This is a genomic window from Crossiella sp. CA198, from assembly GCF_052078295.1.
Classification (GTDB): Bacteria; Actinomycetota; Actinomycetes; order Mycobacteriales; family Pseudonocardiaceae; genus Crossiella.
Genome location: NZ_JBQJIM010000016.1, coordinates 70,046 through 90,014, shown reverse-complemented (window position 1 = coordinate 90,014; position 19,969 = coordinate 70,046). Strand labels below are relative to the sequence as shown.

Annotated in this window: 16 protein-coding genes; 7 read left to right on the top strand and 9 right to left on the bottom strand. The window is 70.8% G+C overall.

Features of this window, described 5'->3' with window-relative positions:
* Positions 1–28: 28 nt before the first annotated feature.
* Both ACTOWY_RS26335 and ACTOWY_RS26330 read right to left on the bottom strand, forming a co-directional pair.
* Positions 29–757: a hypothetical protein gene (locus tag ACTOWY_RS26335; RefSeq protein WP_441312334.1), complete on the bottom strand. Its 729-nt coding sequence runs from the start codon at positions 755–757 to the stop codon at positions 29–31.
* Positions 754–2,088: a right-handed parallel beta-helix repeat-containing protein gene (locus tag ACTOWY_RS26330; RefSeq protein WP_441312333.1), complete on the bottom strand. Its 1,335-nt coding sequence runs from the start codon at positions 2,086–2,088 to the stop codon at positions 754–756. The genes ACTOWY_RS26335 and ACTOWY_RS26330 overlap by 4 nt, the downstream gene beginning before the upstream one ends.
* Before the next feature lie 128 nt (positions 2,089–2,216).
* Here ACTOWY_RS26330 and ACTOWY_RS26325 point away from each other — a divergent pair, with 128 nt between their 5' ends.
* Positions 2,217–3,398 carry a Dyp-type peroxidase gene (locus ACTOWY_RS26325; RefSeq protein ID WP_441312332.1) on the top strand — a complete coding sequence of 394 codons (1,182 nt, stop codon included), beginning with the start codon at positions 2,217–2,219 and terminating at the stop codon, positions 3,396–3,398.
* Positions 3,399–3,470: 72 nt separating this feature from the next.
* On the opposite strand, the gene ACTOWY_RS26320 is transcribed toward ACTOWY_RS26325, so the two are convergent.
* On the bottom strand, positions 3,471–5,642 hold the full coding sequence (locus tag ACTOWY_RS26320; protein ID WP_441312331.1) for an MMPL family transporter: 2,172 nt from the start codon (positions 5,640–5,642) through the stop codon (positions 3,471–3,473).
* Between the two features lie 167 nt (positions 5,643–5,809).
* On the opposite strand from ACTOWY_RS26320, the gene ACTOWY_RS26315 reads away from it, so the two are divergent.
* The gene (locus tag ACTOWY_RS26315; RefSeq protein ID WP_441312330.1) at positions 5,810–6,559 is read left to right on the top strand and encodes a TetR/AcrR family transcriptional regulator; all 750 of its coding nucleotides are present in this window, start codon (positions 5,810–5,812) and stop codon (positions 6,557–6,559) included.
* Positions 6,560–6,569: 10 nt separating this feature from the next.
* Here ACTOWY_RS26315 and leuS read toward each other — a convergent pair whose 3' ends face one another.
* A complete protein-coding gene (gene leuS, locus ACTOWY_RS26310) occupies positions 6,570–9,404 on the bottom strand; it encodes a leucine--tRNA ligase (protein ID WP_441312329.1) in 2,835 nt (944 codons plus the stop codon).
* Positions 9,405–9,544: 140 nt separating this feature from the next.
* A complete protein-coding gene (locus ACTOWY_RS26305) occupies positions 9,545–10,642 on the bottom strand; it encodes an esterase-like activity of phytase family protein (protein ID WP_441312328.1) in 1,098 nt (365 codons plus the stop codon).
* Between the two features lie 75 nt (positions 10,643–10,717).
* Here ACTOWY_RS26305 and ACTOWY_RS26300 point away from each other — a divergent pair, with 75 nt between their 5' ends.
* Positions 10,718–11,164 carry an SdpI family protein gene (locus ACTOWY_RS26300; RefSeq protein WP_441312327.1) on the top strand — a complete coding sequence of 149 codons (447 nt, stop codon included), beginning with the start codon at positions 10,718–10,720 and terminating at the stop codon, positions 11,162–11,164.
* Here the strand turns inward: ACTOWY_RS26300 and ACTOWY_RS26295 are convergent.
* Positions 11,151–11,732 (bottom strand): YqgE/AlgH family protein, encoded by a 582-nt coding sequence (locus ACTOWY_RS26295; protein ID WP_185001001.1) that lies wholly within the window; start codon positions 11,730–11,732, stop codon positions 11,151–11,153. The two genes, ACTOWY_RS26300 and ACTOWY_RS26295, sit on opposite strands and share 14 nt — an antisense overlap.
* Positions 11,733–11,848: 116 nt before the next feature.
* On the opposite strand from ACTOWY_RS26295, the gene ACTOWY_RS26290 reads away from it, so the two are divergent.
* A complete protein-coding gene (locus tag ACTOWY_RS26290) occupies positions 11,849–13,204 on the top strand; it encodes an MFS transporter (RefSeq protein ID WP_441312326.1) in 1,356 nt (451 codons plus the stop codon).
* Here ACTOWY_RS26290 and ACTOWY_RS26285 read toward each other — a convergent pair.
* The 3 genes from ACTOWY_RS26285 to ACTOWY_RS26275 all read right to left on the bottom strand — a co-directional run bounded on the left by ACTOWY_RS26285 (position 13,156) and on the right by ACTOWY_RS26275 (position 15,572).
* Positions 13,156–13,560 (bottom strand): hypothetical protein, encoded by a 405-nt coding sequence (locus ACTOWY_RS26285; RefSeq protein WP_441312325.1) that lies wholly within the window; start codon positions 13,558–13,560, stop codon positions 13,156–13,158. The two genes, ACTOWY_RS26290 and ACTOWY_RS26285, sit on opposite strands and share 49 nt — an antisense overlap.
* A gap of 102 nt (positions 13,561–13,662) precedes the next feature.
* Positions 13,663–14,037 (bottom strand): PASTA domain-containing protein, encoded by a 375-nt coding sequence (locus ACTOWY_RS26280; RefSeq protein WP_441312324.1) that lies wholly within the window; start codon positions 14,035–14,037, stop codon positions 13,663–13,665.
* Positions 14,038–14,090: 53 nt separating this feature from the next.
* Complete coding sequence (locus ACTOWY_RS26275) at positions 14,091–15,572, bottom strand: CCA tRNA nucleotidyltransferase (protein WP_441312323.1); 1,482 nt, start codon at positions 15,570–15,572, stop codon at positions 14,091–14,093.
* Positions 15,573–15,607: 35 nt separating this feature from the next.
* On the opposite strand from ACTOWY_RS26275, the gene ACTOWY_RS26270 reads away from it, so the two are divergent.
* Genes ACTOWY_RS26270 through murJ form a run of 3 tightly spaced genes read left to right on the top strand, consistent with a single transcriptional unit; the run spans position 15,608 to position 19,958 of the window.
* Positions 15,608–16,129: an NUDIX hydrolase gene (locus ACTOWY_RS26270; protein ID WP_441312322.1), complete on the top strand. Its 522-nt coding sequence runs from the start codon at positions 15,608–15,610 to the stop codon at positions 16,127–16,129.
* Positions 16,126–18,309 carry a DUF6049 family protein gene (locus ACTOWY_RS26265; RefSeq protein ID WP_441312321.1) on the top strand — a complete coding sequence of 728 codons (2,184 nt, stop codon included), beginning with the start codon at positions 16,126–16,128 and terminating at the stop codon, positions 18,307–18,309. The genes ACTOWY_RS26270 and ACTOWY_RS26265 overlap by 4 nt, the downstream gene beginning before the upstream one ends.
* The gene (gene murJ, locus ACTOWY_RS26260; RefSeq protein WP_441312320.1) at positions 18,306–19,958 is read left to right on the top strand and encodes a murein biosynthesis integral membrane protein MurJ; all 1,653 of its coding nucleotides are present in this window, start codon (positions 18,306–18,308) and stop codon (positions 19,956–19,958) included. Before ACTOWY_RS26265 ends, murJ begins: the two co-directional genes overlap by 4 nt.
* The last annotated feature ends 11 nt before the right edge of the window (positions 19,959–19,969 follow it).

Genomic DNA, 19,969 nt, shown 5'->3' with positions numbered 1-19,969 from the left:
GACGGTAGGAGCTGACGTCGCGTCAGGTTCAAGCCCGAATCGCCGGAATCGGTGTGATCGGCGCCGCATTGGGCCTGAAGTCGATCAGCGCGGGCTGCTCGCTGGTCCCGATCCGGGCCTCCAGCCGGTGTAGCCGTCCGTCCCCGCCCACCCAGTAGCGCAGCCGCCCGGTGGCTTCCTTGCCCGGCTGCTGCGGCCCCTCGAACACATCCACCGCGGTGTCGCCGACCTTGTCCGCACGCAGCCAGCGGGCACTGCTCTGCTGCAGCAGCTGAGCGTTGTCCGGCCGGTCCGCGGCCAGGTTGACCAGCAGGTTCAGCGCGGTGTCCAGGTCGTTGCCGGCGCGCTGGACCGGCCGGACCTGCCAGCCGTTGCCGGGCACCGGATCGGCCGCGACCTGACCGGTGCCCGCGCGGAAGGCCAGCACCTCCGGGTTCCACTGGAGCAGTCCGGCCGAGGCGGCGTCGGAGCGACCCTCGGTGCGCATCGCGGCGTAACCGATGTGCTCGACGAAGTCGACCCGCCCGTCCAGCACCAGCACGCCTGCCGCGCTGGGCACCGCCGCGCGCACCGAGGAGGTCCGCGACTCGTAGTTGATGAAACGCACCAGGGCCAGCCGTTCGGCCTCGGCGCCGCTGAGCGAGCGCGGCATGGCCTCACCGGGACGGGCACAGCTCATCAGCACACCCAGCAGCGGGACCAGGAGCAGCGCGAAGACGATGATGGCGGCGATGAGCCGGACCCGGCGGGGTTTCACAGTCGAACTCCAGAGCAGTCGGCGAGGAAGGCGGTCTCGGGCACCGAGATCCGATCGAGGTCGACCGGCGGCAGTTCGGCACTGGCGGGCACACCCGGTGCGGTGGCGGCCGAGGGCAGGTCGGGCAGGTGCGGTGGCTGGACCACCGCGCGGAAGGAGATGCCCCTCGGCGCGGGCAGCCGGGGCGCGGGCACCCCTGGCCGGGCGGTCTCCGGCTGCGGGCAGGCCAGCACGGTGTCCAGCCTGGCGGGCAGGGTGACGCCGATCCGGTTGTCCCGCAGGCAGTTCCCCGCGCCGGGCGCGCGGGCGGAGGCCGCGTAGACCAGGTCGATCCCGTTGGCGGACAACACGTTGCCCTCGATCCGGTTGCCGTTGGGCGGCAGGTCCTCGCTGGAGGCCAGCACCAGCCCGGCGGCCGGGTTGCCGACGATCCGGTTGCGGGACACCAGGTTCCGGCTGCCCCCGGCGATGCCGATGCCCAGCCCGAAGCCACCGTCGGCCTGCGCGGGCGAGGCGGGTTCGGCGTTGTTGCCGATCAGGTTGCCCATGATCACCGCGTTCTCCTGCGGCACCAGGGCTTCCTGGTAGTCGGAGTTGCTGGTCAGCCCGACCCGGTTGGCCACGAACCGGTTGCGCAGCACGTACATCCCGGTGGAGGCGTTGGCGCCCTCGTAGCCCACCGCGTTGCGCTCGGCCACGTTGTCCCGCACCACGATGTGGCAGGGCTTGCACTGGCCGACGTAGATGCCGGAGTCCGCGCTGCCCGAGGCGTAGTTGTTCTCGATGATCCCGTGCTGGGCGTCGAAGGCGTAGATGCCGTAGAGCGCGTTGTTGCCCGCGGTGACGTAGGAGATCCGGAAACCCTTGAGCGGCGGGAAGACCGAGGTGTCCAGCCGCCGGTACCCGGTGCTGCCCCTGGCCACCCCGCCCGCGGTGTCGGACATGCCGGTGACCAGCACCCCGTTGAGGGTGTGGTTGCGCACGGTCAGGTTCTCCACCGCGACACCCGGCGCGGTGACCACGATCCCGTTGGCCCGCCGCACCTCGCCGTCGATGATCACCGCATTGCGCTCAGCCCCGCGCAGCACCAGGTTGGCCCGCTTGATCTGGACCGTCTCCCGGTAAACGCCGGGGGAGACCAGGACCAGATCACCTTCGCGCGCGGCATCCACCGCGGCCTGGATCGTGGGCGCGTCACGGGGCACCCGGACAGTGGTCGGGCCGTCGGTGGCGGGGCGGACCGGGCCTTGACCGGCAGTGCCCGAAGCACATCCGGAGCCGAGCACGATAACCGCGAGCAGACCGGCGGCACGCAGGAAAACGGCTCGCACAGCGCCGGAATCCTAGGGCCAGCAAAGCCCCGGAAACCCCCTTCCACCGCAAGCCTCACTCGAAGGGGGACCACGGTCGGGCGACTTTCCCGCCCAGTAGCCCGGAGTAGCCATTTCCCCCCGGCACAATGCGCCCCGTGACGCCACCGCTGTCCCGCCGCGGCCTGCTCCTGGGCCTGGGCGCCACCGGCCTGCTGGCCGGCTGCCACCTCCCGGACGCACCGGCCACCCCGGCGAGTGGCCCGCGGACGCATGGCCCGCACCAGGCAGGCGTGGCCAGCCCGGCGATCGCCCAGCGGCACTGCGATTTCTCGGTGTGGGACGCCCCCGGCGCGGACTGGCGAGCACTCCTGCGCACCCTCGGCGAGCGCATCACAGCGATGACGAATCCCACTCCCGCGCCCGCCACAGCAGCCGACGCCCCCGGCACACCAGCGCCCTTGCCCCCGGCCCCGAGCACCCCGGCGGCCCTGGCCACCGTCCCCGGCGCCCTCGCGGGCCTGCCCCCCGCTGACCTCACCATCACCGTCGGCATCGGCCCGCGCGTGATCGCCACCATCGCCCCTGGTCAGCCCGGCGCGACCGACCTACCCGCGTTCGCCCGCGAACAGATCCGCCCCGGCCACCGCGGCGGCGACCTCATGCTCCAGGTCTGCGCCGGCGACCCGCTGGTCGTCTCACTCGCGGTCACCGAACTCCTGCGCGGCCTGGACCTGCGCCCCCGCTGGCGGCAGACCGCCTTCCGCGGCGAGTCCCGCCCGGACGGCGCGGCCCGCAACATCTTCGGCTTCACCGACGGCATCGTGGTCCCGCGCGGGGATGAGGAACTCCGCCGCGAGGTCTGGCTCGACTCCGGCGCGACCATCGCGGTCATCCGCCGCCTGCGCCTGGACGTCCCCGGCTTCCTGGCCCAGCCGGTGCCGCGGCAGGAAGCGGTGTTCGGGCGGCGCCGGGACAGCTCGGAACCGCTCTCCGGCGGCGGGCCCGCGGCCGAGATCGACCTGACCGCGAAGTCCGCCGACGGCGAGTACCTGGTGCCCGCCGACTCGCACGTCCGCCGGGCACACCCGCTGACCTCGGGTTCCGGCCTGATGCTGCGCCGTTCCTACAGCTACGACGACGGCCCGGCCGACCGCGGCCTGCTCTTCGTCTGCTTCCAGCGCGAACTGCGCACCTTCGTGGCCACCCAGCACCGGCTGGACGAGGGCGACGCGCTGATGCGCTATGCCACCGCGACCGCGTCCGGCACCTTCCTGGTGCTGCCCGGCTTCAGCCCGGACCGGCCACTGGGCGCCGCGTTGTTCCGCTGAGCTGGTTTCACGTGAATCTTGATCAGACGCGACGGCGCCCGGACAGAGGTGTCCGGGCGCCGCGATCACAAGTCAGCGCACTGGTTGCGGCGCCTGGGACTTCGGGTTCTCCTCGATGTCGTCGCTCTCCTGGATGCCCACCCGCTGCTGCAACCGGCGCAGCGGACCAGGGGCCCACCAGGCCGCGTTGCCCATCAGCTTGAGCACCGCCGGGACCAGCAGCATCCGCACCACGGTGGCGTCCAGGGCCAGGGCCAGGATCATGCCGACGCCGACGAAGCGCATCATCGTGACCTCGGCGAAGGCGAAGGCGCCGGTCACCACGATGAGCAGCACCGCGGCCGAGCTGATCACCCGGCCGGTGCGGGCCAGGCCGGTGGCCACCGCCTCCTCGTTGCTGGCGCCCTTGCTCTTGGCCTCGACCATCCGGGACATCAGGAAGACCTCGTAGTCGGTGGACAGGCCGAAGACCACGGCCGCCATCAGCACCACGATGCCCGCTTCCAATGGACCCGGGGTCACGTTCAGCAGGTCCGCGCCGTGGCCGTCCTGGAAGACCCAGGTCAGCACGCCGAAGGTGGCGGAGAGGCTGAGCGCGCTCATCACCACGGCCTTGATCGGCAGCAGCACCGAGCCGAAGGCCAGGAACATCAGCACCAGGGTGGCGCCGACGATAACCAGCACCATCCAGGGCAGGCCGGCGGTGATCGCGTTGAGGCTGTCCAGCACCCGGGCGCTGATGCCGCCGACCAGCACCTTGGTGTCGGTGGGCGGGGTCAGGTTCCGGATCTCCTTGACCGCGTTCTTTGCCTGGTCGCTGAGCACGTCGCCGGGCAGTTTCGCGGTCAGCGTGACCACGTCCTTGCCCGCGCCCGAGGGCGCCACGTTGGTGACGCCGGAGACCTTGCCGACCTCGCCGACGAACTTCTGCACCGCCGCCTGGTCCGGGGCCTTGCCGTCCTTGCCCTGCAACACGATCTGCGCCGCGTCCTTGCTCACCGAGGGGAAGTCCCGGTTCAGCGTCTCCGCGGTGACCCTGGCCGGGTTGCCAGCGGGCAGCACCTTCTCGGTGACCTCGCCGAAGCTGGCCGACAGGAACGGCGTGCCGAGCAGCAGCAGACCCGCGATGATCGGCACCGCGAACAGCAGCGGGCGCTTCATCACGGCCAGGCCCAGCTTGCGCCAGCCCCGGCCCTCCTCCTCCACCGACTTGGTCGCGGCCCGCTTGCGCCAGGGCAGGGCGAGCGCGTCGACCTTGCGGCCGAGCACGGCCAGCAGCGCGGGCAGCAGGGTCAGCGAGACCAGTGCGGCGATGGCGACCGCGGCCATGCCGCCGTAGCTGACCGACTTGAGGAAGCCCTGCGGGAACAGCAGCAGTCCGGCCAGCGCGATGACCAGCAGCGTTGCCGAGAAGGCGACCGTGCGGCCTGCGGTGGCCACGGTGCGGCGCACCGCGTCCTTGGGCTCGCGGCCGGTGGCCAGTTCCTCGCGGAAGCGGCCGACCATGAACAGCCCGTAGTCGATCGCCATGCCCAGGCCGAGCAGGCTGGCCACGTTCACCGCGAAGGTGTTCACCTCGACGAAGCTGGTCAGCAGGTTGAGCAGGCCCAGCGAACCGAGGATGGACAGGCCGCCGACCAGCACCGGCAGCGCGGCGGCGACCAGGCCGCCGAAGATCAGCACGAGCAGCAGCAGGGTGATCGGCACCGCCACCAGCTCGGCGGTGATCAGGTCGTTCTGCGAGCTGGTGTTGATCGCGGCACCGGTGGGCGCGAAGCCACCGATCTGGCTGGTCACGCCGTCGACGGCGAGCTTGTCCTTGATCTTCTCGTAGGCCCGCAGCATCTTGTTCGAGTCATCGCCCGCGGTCAGCGTGATCACCGCGAGGCCGCGCTTGTGCCCGGTGTCGGCGAAGGCCGCGCGCATGGCCGGGTCCGGGATCATCCAGTAGGAGACCACCCGGCTGACCTCGGAACTCGGCAGATCCTTGAGCTTGTCGTTGATCTTCTGGCCGAGCGCCGGATCGTCGATCGAGCCGCCGTTGGGGGCCTCGTAGATCACCACCACATCGCCGGTCTGCCGCCCCAGCGCTGCGTCCGCGGTCTTGACCGCGGTGATCGCCTGGCTGGTCGGGTCCTCGTAACCACCCTGGGTGAGCTTGTCGAAGACGCCGCTGCCCCACGCGCCGCCGAGAATGGTCAGCAGTGCGGCGGCGACGAGCACCACCCAGCGGCGCCGATGCACCACCGATCCCCAGGAAAGGAACATTTCCGGCCCTCCGGCAAAACTGGTCGGGTGGCGTAGCCAGCGGCTACCGTGCCTGTTGAACGCGAGGTCAGTAAACGGTGTTCACCTACCGTCGGTGACCATAGGCGAGAGTGAACGGTGTTTACAACCCGAAGGGGTGAACTATGACGGAGGCCACCCGCCGAGAACGGCTGCGCGCTCACACCGAGCGTGATATCCGTGCGGCGGCCCGTCGCCTGCTGGTGGGGCACGGCCGAGACGCGGTGACCTTGCGCGCCATCGCGCGCGAGCTGGGCATCACCGCACCGGCCCTCTACCGCTACTACGACTCGCGCGAGGACCTGCTCCGTCAACTGGTCGAGGACATCTGCGCGGACCTGGCCGAGGACCTGCGCCCGCAGCTCGCCGCGGTGCCCGAGGGCAACGTGGTCGGCAAGGTCTTCACCGTCTTCCGCTCCTTCCGGCACTGGGCGCTGGCCCACCCGCAGGAGTTCGCGCTGGTCTTCGCCTCCCCCGAGGTGGAGGTCAACAACAGCTCCCGCGGCGGCCGCAAGACCCTGGGCGAGGACCAGTTCGGCAAGGTCTTCCTCGGCGTGGCCGGCAAGATGCTGGCCGAGAACGAGTCACTGGCCGCAGGCACCAACGAGGTGCCTGCCGCACTCGTGGACGACCTGCGCGGCTACCGCGAGGACCTGCTGAAATCCCTGGCCGAGACCGGCGTCGAACTGACCGCTGACCAGCTCGGCCTGTCCACGGTCTACCTGATCCTGCAGTGCTGGGTCCGGCTCTACGGGCACGTGGCGCTGGAGGTCTTCGGCCGCTTCCCGTTCGCCCTCAACAACGCCGAGACCCTGTTCGAGTCGATGATCGCCGAACTGGGCCGGGAGGTCGGCCTGCCAGAGCCGACCTCCTGACCAGTCTCGATCACACGACCAGGTTGACCAGCCTGCCGGGCACCACGATCACCTTGCGCGGTGCGCCGCCGTCCAGCAGGGCCACCACCTTCTCATCGGCCAGCACCGCGGCCTTGATCTCGTCCTGACCGGCCGAGGCGGCCACCACGACCTTGGACCGCAGCTTGCCGTTGACCTGCACCGGGTACTCGATGCTGTCCTCGACCAGGTACCGCTCTTCGGCCTGCGGGAACGGGCCGTGCGCCAGTGAGGTGTCCGCGCCCAGCCTGGACCACAGCTCCTCGGCCAGGTGCGGGCACAGCGGGGCCAGCATCAGCACCAGCGGTTCGGCCAGTGTGCGCGGGGTGCCGGCCGCGGCCGAGTACGCCTTGGTGACGTGGTTGTTCAGCTCGATCAGCTTGGCCGCGGCGGTGTTGTAGCGCATGGCCGCGTAGTCCTCGCGGACCCCGGCGATGGTCTTGTGCAGCAGCCGCAGCGCGGTCTCGTCCGGGGCGTCATCGGTGACCCGCAGCTCGCCGGTGCTCTCCTCCACCAGGTTGCGCCACAGCCGCTGCAGGAAGCGCTGGGCGCCGACCACGTCCTTGGTCGCCCAGGGGCGGGAGACCTCCAGCGGGCCCATGGACATCTCGTACAGCCGGAAGGTGTCGGCCCCGTAGCCGTCGCACATCTCGTCCGGGGTGACCACGTTCTTCAGGCTCTTGCCCATTTTCCCGTACTCGCGGTTGACCTCCTGGCCCTGCCAGAAGAACTTCCCGTCGATCTCCTCCACCTCGTGCGCGTTGACGTAGCTGCCGCGCGCGTCGGTGAAGGCGTAGGCCTGGATGTAGCCCTGGTTGAACAGCTTGCGGTAGGGCTCGTCCGAGCTGACCTCGCCCAGGTCGAACAGCACCTTCTGCCAGAACCGGGAGTACAGCAGGTGCAGCACCGCGTGCTCCACGCCGCCGATGTACAGGTCAACGCCGCCAGGGTCGGTGGCGCCGTGCTCGGCCGGGCGCGGGCCCAGCCAGTACGCCTCGTTGGCCGGGTCCACGAACCGCTCGCTGTTGTCCGGGTCCACGTAGCGCAGCTGGTACCAGCAGGAACCTGCCCAGTTCGGCATGGTGTTGGTGTCCCGGCGGTACTTCTTCAGCCCGTCGCCCAGGTCCAGCTCGACCGTGGTCCACTCGGTCGCGCGGGACAGCGGCGGCGAGGGCTCGGAGTTGGCGTCGGTGGGCTCGAAGGTTCGCGGCGAGTAGTCGTCGACCTCGGGCAGTTCCACCGGCAGCATCGACTCCGGCAGCGCGTGCACCCGGCCGTCCTCGTCGTAGACCACCGGGAACGGCTCGCCCCAGTAGCGCTGCCGGGAGAACAGCCAGTCGCGCAGCTTGTACTGCACGGTGCCCTCACCGGCGCCGCGCTCCTGCAGCCACTCGATGATCGTCTTCTTCGCCTCGCCGACGGCCAGGCCGTCCAGGAACTCGGAGTTGATCGCCGGTCCATCGCCCAGGAACGGCCCGTCCTCGTGCCCCTCGCCCGGCTGCACGGTGCGGATGATCGGCAGGCCGAAGGCGGTGGCGAAGTCCCAGTCGCGGGAATCCTGGCCGGGCACCGCCATGATCGCGCCGGTGCCGTAGCCCATCAGCACGTAGTCGGCGATGAACACCGGGATCTGCTTGCCGTTGACCGGGTTCACCGCGTACGCGCCGGTGAACACGCCGGTCTTGTCCTTGTTCTCCTGCCGGTCCAGCTCGGACTTGCGGGCCGCCGCGGCCCGGTAGGCCTCGATCGCCGCGCCGGGGGTGGCCGCGCCGGAGGTCCAGCGCGCGTCGATGTCTTCGGCCCACTGCGCCGAAGCGATCTGGTCGACCAGCGGGTGCTCGGGCGCCAGCACCATGTAGGTGGCGCCGAACAGGGTGTCCGGCCGGGTGGTGAAGACCTCGATCGCGCTGTCCCCGGCCGCGAACCGGACCCTGGCGCCGTGCGAGCGCCCGATCCAGTTGCGCTGCATGGACTTGATCTTCTCCGGCCAGTCCAGCCGGTCCAGGTCGTCGACCAGGCGGTCGGCGTAGGCGGTGATCCGCATCATCCACTGGCGCAGGTTGCGGCGGAACACCGGGAAGTTGCCGCGTTCGCTGCGGCCGTCCGCGGTGACCTCCTCGTTGGCCAGCACGGTGCCCAGCCCAGGGCACCAGTTGACCGGCGCCTCGGACAGGTAGGCCAGCCGCTGCGAGTCGATGATCTTCGCCTGCTCGGCCACGGTCAGCTCGCACCAGCCGCGGCCGTCCGGGGTGGACCGCTTGCCCTGGGCGTATTCGGTCTCCAGCTCGGCGATCGGCGTGGCCTTGCCCAGCGCGGTGTCGTAGAAGGAGTTGTAGATCTTCAGGAAGATCCACTGGGTCCACCGGTAGTAGCCGGGGTCGATGGTGGAGATCCGCCGCCGCTCGTCGTGGCCCAGCCCCAGCCTGCGAATCTGCCGCAGGTAGGTGTTGATGTTCTCCTCGGTGGTCTTGCGCGGGTGCTGCCCGGTCTGCACCGCGTACTGCTCGGCGGGCAGGCCGAAGGCGTCGAAGCCCATCGTGTGCAGCACGTTGCGCCCGGTCATCCGGTAGTAGCGGGCGAACACGTCGGTGCCGATGAAGCCCAGCGGGTGCCCGACGTGCAGCCCGGCCCCGGACGGGTAGGGGAACATGTCCTGCACGAACAGCTTGTCCGCAGGCACTTCGCCGTCACCCGCGAGCGACCCGGCCGGGTTCGGCGCGTGGAAGGTGCCGCTGGACTCCCAGCGCTCCTGCCAGCGGCGCTCGATCTCGCCTGCCATGGCGGCGGTGTAACGGTGCGCCGGAACGGCGTCCTGGTCCGTGCTCATGTCATGTCCTCTGCGTTTGCCTGCCCCTGACAACCAAAAACCCCTCAGCCCGGGAGGGCATGAGGGGTTGCCGCGCGGACCGGAGAGTCGGTCAGCGCGGCTGGCTAAGAAGCAGGTGGGCCGTGCTCACGCCTACCAGGTTAGCGCACCGCGAGTGTGATCAGCTGGCTGACCTGCGTCGCGGAGAAGTTGTCATCGCTGACCAGCACCAGGCTGCGCTCACCGGAGGGCAGCCGCGGTCCCCAGGTCATGCCCTCCACGTTGTCCACAGTGGACAGACCGAGGTTGCCCAGGTCGGCGATGAGCTTCTTGCGCACTGGCCGGAACTTCGCCCCGGCCAACGAGTCGATCTTCTTGACGTCGGTGGCCCCGGCGGTGTTGATCTCGTAGATCCGCACCTTGTTGCCGACCCCGGTGACGAAGGAGCGCTCCATCACCAGGTACCGGAACGGGTCGTGCTCGTCCACGGCCAGGATCGCCACCACACCGTTGTTGGCGAAGGCGCCTGCCGGGACCGGCTGGGCGAAGACCTTCTCCATCGGGTAGGCGTACTGGGACAGCAGCCGCCCGGACCGGTGCTGCACCGAGATCCGGCCCAGCGCGCCCGCGGCCGGGGTGGGGGAGAGCCCGTCCTGGATCAGCGGCCCCTCCACGGTGGAGACGACCAGGTGGCCGCCCGCGGCGAAGGTCAGCCCTTCGAGCACCTCGTTGCGCCGCGGGCCCTGCTCGCCCGCGGACATCCGCAGGTTGGCCGGCAGCGGCAGCGCGCCGGCGTAGGAGCCGTCCCGGTGCGCCCGGCGGATGGCCGGGTCGATGAGCACCGGCGGCAGCCGGTCGCCCTCGCTGGTCCACCACAGGTCGCGGCTGAGCGGGTCGAACCGGATCTCCTCCGGGTCGGGGGTGTCCGCGGACAGCTTCGGGTAGGTGCTGCCGTCCGGGCGGAGCAGCGGCTTGGTGCCGGTCAGCTCAAACCCGTCCTTGCCCTGGCGCGCGGTGTAGTAGCGGACCGGCTGCCGGTCGGAGCGGTCATCGCAGATCAGCACCCATTCCCCGGTCCGCCGGTCGTAGTCGATGCCGGAGAGACCGCCGACCGTTGTGCCCTGGAAAGTGATCTTCCCGAGCACCTGCTCGGAGACAAGACGAACGCGCTGACCTGCGGGTTCCGCCATGGCGGGGCCGGCGAGGCCGAGCACGAGAACACCGGTGAGCACACCGGCGGCGCCGATACGTACAGACATGGGTGCAGCACACCTCACAACGGTGACGAGAAGGTAGCGAGCAAGTCGCGGATTCACGGCGCTTACCCTCAAGGGGTGCAGCAGCTCGCAGTCATCGCCATCGTGCCGCGAATCAGCGTGACCTTCCTGCTCGTCATCGCCGGCGTGGCGCTGGCCGTGGTCGGGCTGCGCGGCATGCGCGGCTCCCTGGCCCGCAACGCCTACGTCGGCGTGCGCACCGCCCGCTCGATGCGCAGCGACGAGGCCTTCGCGCTGGCCAACCGGGTGGCCGGACTGCCGACCCTGGTCTCCGGCGTGCTGCTGGCGCTGACCGGCGTGGTCACCGCGCCGCTGACCGAGGCCGGGCTGTACCTGACGCTGCTGATCCTGGGCGGTCTGGGCGCGGTGCTGATCACCGCGGCCGGTGGCATGCTCGGGCACCGCGCGGCCGACGCCCTGCCCGACCCGGAGCCCGCGCCCAAGGGCTGCGGCGGCTGCTGCGGCGGGATCTGCTCGAAGCTGGGCGCGGCTAGTTCCTCTTGATGTCCACCGGGTGCGTGGCCAGCAGCGACAACGGCATGCCTTGACGGCGCAGCACCCGGCCCCACAGGTCCACCCGCGGCGGGGTGAGCACGTCATCGGGCAGCGCGGGCACCACCAGCCAGTCCCCGCGCTCGATCTCGTCCTCCAGCTGCCCCTCGCTCCAGCCGGAGTACCCGGCGAAGACGCGCAGCCCGCGCATCCGCGGCGCCAGCTCGTCCGGGTCGGAGTCCAGGTCGACCAGGGCCACCGGGCCACGGACGCCGATCACCCCGTCCATGGCGTCGATGTCCTCGCCCGCCTTGAGATTGGCCAGGCACAGCGCGGTCTTCTGCTCCACCGGACCACCGACGAAGACCGCGGGCGGACGGCTGGCGTGCGCGGCCCAGCCAGGTAACACGTCCTGGACGGCGACCTCGCTCGGCCGGTTCAGCACGACGCCGAGCGTGCCCTCGTCGCGGTGGTCGATGATGTAGACCACTGTGCGACGGAAGTTGGGGTCGAGCAGCCCTGGGGTGGCCACGAGCAGGGACCCCGGCTCGACTTCGGCGTCGGAAGACACGACGCACATGATCCCACCCGCGTCCGCGCCGTTCGCCGCACCGCACCGTGCGCGGTCAAGACCAGGTAGTCCGGGGTGCCCGTCCGGGGTGACGCGGTGCGCACCCGGCCCCGTACCCTGCGTGTGTGCAGACGGCCGAAGACAGCGTGGCCGGTGGCGGCCAGACCCCGCACAAGGCACGGGCCGGCCTGCGCCATCTCCTGACCAATCCCGGGTTCTTCCGCCTGCTCGGCGTCAAGATCACCGCGCAGTGGGGCGATGGCGTGTTCCAGGCCGGACTGGGCAGCGCGGTGCTGTTCAACCCCGAGCGCGCGGCCGATCCACTGGCCGCGGCCGCCGGGTTCGCGGTGATCTTCCTGCCCTACTCGGTGGTCGGCCCGTTCGCCGGCGCGCTGCTGGACCGCTGGGACCGCAGGCAGGTGTTGTTGCTGTCCAACGTGATCCGCGGGGTGCTGGTGCTGGTCACCGCGGTGGCCGTGCTGAGCGGACTAACCGGCCCCGCGCTCTACGTGGCCGCGCTGCTCACCCTCGGCGTGAGCCGGTTCATGCTGGCCGGTCTGTCCGCCTCGCTGCCGCACCTGGTGCCCAAGGAGGACCTGGTCGAGGCGAACGCGGTGGCCGCCACCCTGGGCGCGGGCATGGCCGTGGTCGGCGCGGGCAGCGCGATCGGCCTGCGCGCCCTGCTCGGCGCCGGGGACGCGGGTTCCGGCACGGTCACCGCGATCGCGGTGCTCGGCTCGATCGGCGCGGCGCTGATCATGCTCGGCTTCCGGCGCGGCCAGCTCGGCCCGGACGAGGTCAACGAACCGTCCAGGGCGCTGGTCGCGATCGCGCACGGCCTGATCGACGGCGCCAGGGCGGCCGCCCGCACCACCAGCGTGGCCGCCGGGTTCGTCGCACTGGTCGCGCACCGGCTGGCCTACGGCGCGCTGGTGCTGCTCGGCGTGCTGCTGCTGCGCAACTCCTTCCACGACGTGGGCTGGCTGCCCTCGGGCATGGGTGGGGTCGGCGTGATCGCGCTGGCCGGCGGCGCGAGCATCCTGGCCGCCGCCTTCATCACCCCGCCGCTGGTGGCCAAGGCCGGCCGCCGGGCCACCATCACCGGCTCGCTGGTGCTGGCCGCGCTGACCCAGCTGGTGCTCACCCTGACCCTGTCGCTGCCCGCGCTGCTGCTGTCCTCGTTCCTGATCATCGGCGCGGGCCAGGTGGTCAAGCTGTGCGTGGACGCGGCCGCGCAGCGCGATATCGGCGATGAGACCCGCGGCCGGGTCTTCGCCCTCTACGACACCTTGTTCAACGTGAGCATGGTGGTCTCGGCGGGCACCGTTGCCTTGCTGGTGCCCGCCGACGGCCACTCCACCGGCGTGATGCTCGGCGTCGTCGTGGTCTACCTGATCGGGACGGCCTGCTACCTGCTGGTCGAGCGCCGTGGTCAGGCGCAGGCCAGCCGGACCGGGGCCACCGGCCGCGAGCCGGGCTGACGCGGACCGGGCAGCGAGGGCACCGCCAGCAGCGGGTCCAGCACCCGGTTGCCCTCGGCCGCGGCACGGGCTGCCGAGGCCAGGCTCTCCGGCGTGTAGGTCTCGTGGAAGAGAATCCCCTGGAACCCCTGCCGCAACAGGCCGATCGCCTGGTGCACCCTGGCCACCCCGAGCAGCGCCACCACCGGCGTCCTGGTGGTCAGCCTGGCCAGTCTGGTCAGCCGCCACTCGGACAGGTCCGGCAGGTCGGCCAGCACCACGTCGGCCCGGTCCCCCTCATCGACCAAGGTCAGGTCCGCCCCCGCGGACACCATGCTCCGCAGCCCGAACCCGACTATCAGGTCGTCCGCACTCACCAACACCCTGTACACGGCGCACCCCCATGCCCCTGCGTTACGAGATCCCTCCAGCACACATGGTGACCGACGGGCCTGTCGTCCCGCTAACCGCTGAACGCGTTATCTGTCACCGTCCTTCTTGGACTTCAACAGGATCCTCGTGTCCAGCGCCACCACCGTGCCCGCGGCCGGTTCCTGACTCACGACCTTCCAGTTCCGGTCGTTGAGCAGCAGCCGACCACGCCCGGTGGCGTCTTCCTCAGCGAGATTCCGCAGGCCAGCGGCTTGCATGGTGTCCTGCGCCTGCTGGTGCACCATGCCGACCACGTTCGGCACCGCCACCGTCTTACCGCGAGTCGCCGAGGTTGGCGACGGGTTTACCGGCGGCTGGGTCGCCGTCACCGTGACTGTTTCCCGGGGTGGTGGCGCACTGCATCCCGTTACCACCACACCTACCGTGACCAGCCCGAACAAGGTTTTTCCCAAGATTTTCACCGTGCCCCCTTTCGCTACCCAACGTAGCGAAAGGGCAACTGAACCGGCAGAAACTAGCCCCGATCAGGTGGTTGCAAGCCCTGTTCCTTTGCCCATGCGAGCAGCTCTGCCTCTGCCTCTTCGGGCGCCAGCGGACCGCGATCCAGCCGCAGCTCCTTGAGGAACGTCCACGCCTTGCCCACCAGCGGACCCGGCGGCAGCCCGAGCAGCTCCATGATCGCGTTGCCGTCCAGGTCCGGCCGCACCCGGCGCAGGTCCTCCTCGGCCGCGATCCGGTCGATCCGGACTTCCAGGTCGTCGTAGGTGCGCTGCAGCGCGGCCGCCTTGCGCTTGTTGCGGGTGGTGCAGTCCGCGCGCACCAGCTTGTGCAGCCTGCTCAGCATCGGACCCGCGTCGGTGACGTAGCGGCGCACCGCGGAGTCGGTCCACTCGCCCTTGCCGTAGCCGTGGAAGCGCAGGTGCAGGTAGACCAGCTGGGCCACCGCCTCGGTGATCTCCTTGGAATATTTCAGCGCGCGCAGCCGCTTGCGCGCCATCTTCGCGCCGACCACCTCGTGGTGGTGGAAGCTGACCCCGCCGCCGGGCTCGAACCGCCGGGTGTCCGGCTTGCCGATGTCGTGCAGCAGCGCGGCCAGCCGCAGCACCAGGTCCGGCGAGTTGTCCGGATCCTCCAGCGCGATCGCCTGCTCCAGCACCACCAGCGAGTGCTGGTAGACGTCCTTATGCTGGTGGTGCTCGTCGATGGCCAGCCGCATCGCGGGCACCTCCGGCAGCACGAACTCGGCCAGCCCGGTGTCCACCAGCAGCTCCAGCCCGCGCCGCGGCTGCGCCCCGCAGAGCAGCTTGGACAGCTCGGCCTGCACCCGCTCGGCGGTGATCCGCTGGATCTCACCGGCCATCGCGCGCATCGCGGTCAGCACCCGCGGCGCCACCTCGAAGCCGAGCTGGGCGACGAACCGGCAGGCCCGCAGCATCCGCAGCGGGTCGTCGGCGAAGGACTCCTCCGGCGTGGCAGGGGTGTCCAGCATCCGGGCCACCAGCGCGGCGGCCCCGTCGTGCGGGTCGACGAAGGTCTTCGCGGGCAGCTGGACCGCCATCGCGTTCACGGTGAAGTCCCGGCGCACCAGGTCGGCCTCGATGGTCTCGCCGAAGACCACCTCGGGGTTGCGCCCGACCCGGTCGTAGCTGTCCGCGCGGAAGGTGGTGATCTCCACCGTGGCCCCGTGCTTGACCGCGCCCAGGGTGCCGAAGGCGATGCCGGTGTCCCAGATCGCCTCCGCCCACCCGGTCAGCAGCGCGCGCACCTGCTCCGGCCGCGCGTCGGTGGTGAAGTCCAGGTCGGTCAGCGGCCGTCCCAGCAGCGCGTCCCGGACACTGCCGCCGACCAGGTACAGCCGGTGACCCGCGGCGGCGAACCGCTGGGCGAGTTCGTCGGCGACCGGGGCGATCCGCATGAGTTCCACGACCGCATTCTGCTGCGCGCCGCGAGCGGGGTCGACCTGGTTCGGCTGGGCCGGTACAGAGGTGCTGGACACGAGGAGCCACCCTACGTCGCACTACCATCGGCGCCATGCCCCCGTCGTCCTCCGGCAGCACCGGTGGCGCCGCATCGGGCAGACGGACCAGGCGCCAACGGGGAAAACGGCTGCGTACGGTGGATGAGGTGTCCGCGGGCGGGCTGGTTGTGGATGCCGCGCGCGAACACGCTGCGCTCATTGGCAGACTTGATCGAAAAGGACGGCTGTTGTGGTCGCTGCCCAAGGGCCACATCGAGCAGGGTGAGACCGCCGAAGAAGCGGCCGTTCGCGAGGTCGCCGAGGAGACCGGCATCCGTGGCCGGGTGCTGGCCGTGCTCGGGGCGATCGACTACTGGTTCGTCGCCGGGGACCGGCGAGTGCACAAGACCGTGCACCACTTCCTGCTGGAGGCGGTGGGCGGAGAGCTTTCCGACGAGGACGTGGAGGTCACCGAAGTGGCGTGGGTGCCGCTGGGTGAACTGGATGGGCTGCTGGCCTACGTGGATGAACGCCGCCTGGTGCGCAAGGCGGTCGAACGCGTGCGCGCGCCCAGTGAGACTTCGGAGCCGGCGTGAAGAGGCTGTTCACGGTCGCGGCGGTCGCCGCGTGCACCGTGCTGACCCTGCCCCTCACCGGGCGGGCGGAAACCTATGACGTGCGGGCCCAGCCCGCCTCGACCAGCCCGTCGCCGGCCCCGCCAGCGACCCTGGAGCTGGACACCCTGCAACCGAGGGTGGTCACCGCCGACGGCGACAACAAGATCGTGGCCTCCGGCAAGCTGACCAACACCGGGGACCGCAAGCTCAGCGACCTGATCGTCCGGTTGCAGGCCGGTGCCGCGCTGACCAGCGAGGACAAGATCAACGACGCGCTGGCGGGGGAGGTGGCGACCGACCGGGCCGAACCCAAGTTCACCAACGTGGGCGACCTGGACCCTGGACAGAGCGTGCAGGTCAGGGTCGAGGTGGCGGTGAGCACCCTGCAGATCACCGCGCCCGGCGTCTACCCGGTGCTGTTCAACATCAACGGCACCCCGGACTTCGGCAAGCGGGCCCGGATCGCCTCCCGCGGCTTCCTGCTGCCGGTCACCGGCGTGCCCGGCGGAGCCTCGTTGCCGCCCGCGCCCAACGCACCCGCGACCACGGTGCTCTGGCCGATCGTGGACCAGCCGGTGCGGCTGCCCAGCAGCGACGGCAGCACCGTGCTGACCAGCGACGACCTGGCCCGCTCGCTGACCACCGGCGGCAGGCTCTCCGAGCTGGTCTCCGCGGTGGAGCAGACCGCGCCGTCGGGTTCGGCGCTGGCGAACTCGCTGTGCCTGGTGATCGACCCCGACCTGGTGCAGACGGTGGCCGCGATGGCCGACACCGCCGGCGGCGTCTACCGCATCCGCAGTGGCCGGACCACCGTGGAGGGCACCGGCTCGACCGCGGCGCAGAAGTGGCTGGAGCGGCTCAAGGGCATCGCCCGCGGCCGCTGCGTGCTCGCGCTGCCCTTCGCCGACGTCGATCTGGTCGCCCTGTCCAAGGCCGGGCTCACCGACCTGCAGGAACAGGCGATGAGCCGGAGCAAGGCGGTCGGCGAGCTGCTCCAGGTGCAGACCGTCAGCGACATGGTGTGGCCGCTGGGCGGGGTGCTGGACGAGCGCACCCTGGCCGACCTGGGCCGGCGCAACCTGCTGCTGGAACAGCGCGGGCTGCAGGACGGCCGCACGGTGACCGCCCCGGTCAAACTGGCCGCCCCGGCAGGCTCGCTGACCGCGGGCTCCACCGCGGTGCCGATCGACCCGCTGGTGCACAACGCGCTCGGCGGCGCTCGCGCGCCCACCTCCGGCGCGGCCACCTACGGCGCGCTGGACCTGCAGAACGGCATGGGCGCGCTGCTGTACCGGGCCACCGCGCTGGGCAAGACCGGCGGCTCGCTGGTGGTCGCCCCGCCCCGGCGGTGGAAGGCCCCGGTCGGCGAGCTGACCGCGTTCCTGCAGTCCATGCAGCAGCTGCTCGGCGGCAGGCTGGTCACCCCGCGCGGGCTGACCGAGCAGGCCGCCGCCGCGGCGGGCGGGCGCACCGCGGGCCTGACCTACCCGGTGGAGGCCACCGGCGCGGAGATCTCCCCGACCGCCACCGGCGAGCTGCGCGCGATGCGTGACCGGTCCAGGGACCTGCTCGCGGCGATGAGCAGCGACGGCGTCAAGGGCACCGCCCCGGCCGCGCTGATCGACCCGCTGGACCTGGGCATGGTGCGGGCGGCCTCCGGCGCCTGGCGCGGCAACAGCTCCGCTGGCGGCGCGGCAGGCTCGCTGGTCGGCGACCAGCTGGAGAACCTGGTCTCCCAGGTGCGGATAGTCACCCCGCCCGGCCCGTACTACCTGGCCTCCTCGGACAGTCCGCTGCCGCTGACCATCAGCAACAAGCTGCCGGTGGTGATCAAGGTCAGGGTGACCTTCAGCAGCACCCAGGGCCTGCGCACCAGCGATGTCAACGACCTGACCATCGGCGCGAACAGCAACCTGCCGATCCGGGTGCCCACCGAGATCACCCGTGGTGGCCAGTTCAGCGTGGACGCCCTGCTGCAGACGATCAACGGCAGCCCGCTGGGCCGCGGCGGCGAGGCCAACCGGATCACCCTCATCTCCACCGCGTACGGCACGATCACCCTCGGCATCACGGTCACCGCTGGCGCGGCCCTGGTGCTGCTGGTGGCCCGCAGGCTGTACCGGCGCCTGCGCTCGGGCAAACAGGAGCGCGCCGCGTGAGCGAGACGAGGCAGATGGACAAGCCGGCTCCGGCCAAGGCCCAACCCTCGCTGGCCAAGGCCAGCGGCTCGATGGCGATCGCCACCCTGGCCAGCCGGATCACCGGGTTCCTGTCCCGGATCGTGCTCGTGGTGGTGGTCGGCTCCGGCGTGATCACCGACTCCTACCAGGTCGGCATGACCATCCCGCTGCAGGTCTACGAGCTGCTCCTGGGCGGCGTGCTGAGCAGCATCATCGTGCCGCTGCTGGTGCGGGCGGAGAAGGAGGACGAGGACGGCGGCGAGGCCTACACCCAGCGCCTGCTGACCATGGCGCCGGTGATCCTGCTGGTGGCCACCGTGGTGATGGTGCTGGCCGCCCCGCTGCTGACCACCATCTACGTCGACGGCAGCAGCACCAGCAAGGCCCGGCCGGACCTGGTCACCGCCTTCGCCTTCCTGCTGCTGCCGGAGATCCTCTTCTTCGGCCTCGGCGCGCTGTTCACCGCGATCCTCAACGCCCGCGGCGTGTTCGGCCTGCCCGCCTGGGCGCCGGTGTTCAACAACCTGGTCGTGCTGGTCACCCTCGGGGTGTACCTGCTGGTCCCTGGCGACCCGACGATCAACCCGCTGGCCATGAGCGACCCGAAACTGCTGGTGCTGGGCATCGGCACCACGCTGGGCATCGTGGTGCAGTCGCTGGTGGTGCTGCCCGCGATGCGCCGGGCCGGGATCAGGTTCAAGTGGCGCTGGGGCTGGGACCGCAGGCTCACCGAGTTCGGCGGCCTGGCGCTGTGGATGCTGGTCTACGTGGTGCTCGGCCTGGTCGGCGTCATCGTGGTCACCCGGATCGCCACCGCCGCGCTGCCCGGCAGCATGACCTCGTACAACCTGGCCTGGCAGCTCTTCCAGCTGCCCTACGGCATCCTCGGCTTCTCCCTGCTCACCGCGATCATGCCGCGGATGAGCAAGGCGGCCGCGGACAACAACGTGCGCGGGGTGGTCGCCGACCTGTCCCTGGGCAGCCGCCTGCTGACCACCATGCTGCTGCCGCTGAGCGCCGGCATGACCGTGCTCGGCAGCCAGCTCGGCGTCGCGCTGTTCTTCTACGGCGCCAACACCCTCTCCAGCGCCCAGCAGATCGGCACCACGCTGGCGGTCTCCGCGTTCGGGCTGGTGCCCTACGCGATCACCATGATGCAGCTGCGGGTGTTCTACGCGATGAAGGACGCCCGCACCCCGGCCATGCTGCAGCTGGTCACGGTGGCGGTGAAGATCGGCCTGTCCATCCTGTGCGTGCAGGTGCTCGACCCGCACACCATGGTGCTCGGCCTCGCCTTCGTGAACTCGATGTCGTTCCTGGTGGGCGCGGTGGCCGGCAACATCTGGCTGCGGGTCCGGCTCGGCAGGCTGGAGTCCGGGCGGCTGGGCCGCACCTTCGGCCTGTCCCTGGTGGGCTCGCTGCTGGGCGCGCTGAGCGTGGTCCTGGTGCACACCGCGACCCTGGAGTTCGCCCCGATCGGCACCTCGCCCCGGCTGATCGCCTGGATCGTCCTGATTGTCGGGAGCGTCCTCGGACTGGCCGTCGCGTTCGGCTCGATGATGCTACTCAAGGTGACGGAACTGAATCCGGCGATGTCACGGATCACCCGACTTTTGCGCCGCCGTTGACGCCCGGCTTC

Coding starts and splice junctions, on each gene's coding strand:
- ACTOWY_RS26325 (WP_441312332.1), top strand. CDS start 2,217: ATGCGCCCCGTGACGCCACCGCTGTCCCGCCGCGGCCTGCTCCTGGGC.
- ACTOWY_RS26315 (WP_441312330.1), top strand. CDS start 5,810: ATGACGGAGGCCACCCGCCGAGAACGGCTGCGCGCTCACACCGAGCGT.
- leuS (WP_441312329.1), bottom strand. CDS start 9,404: ATGAGCACGGACCAGGACGCCGTTCCGGCGCACCGTTACACCGCCGCC.
- ACTOWY_RS26305 (WP_441312328.1), bottom strand. CDS start 10,642: ATGTCTGTACGTATCGGCGCCGCCGGTGTGCTCACCGGTGTTCTCGTG.
- ACTOWY_RS26295 (WP_185001001.1), bottom strand. CDS start 11,732: ATGTGCGTCGTGTCTTCCGACGCCGAAGTCGAGCCGGGGTCCCTGCTC.
- ACTOWY_RS26270 (WP_441312322.1), top strand. CDS start 15,608: ATGCCCCCGTCGTCCTCCGGCAGCACCGGTGGCGCCGCATCGGGCAGA.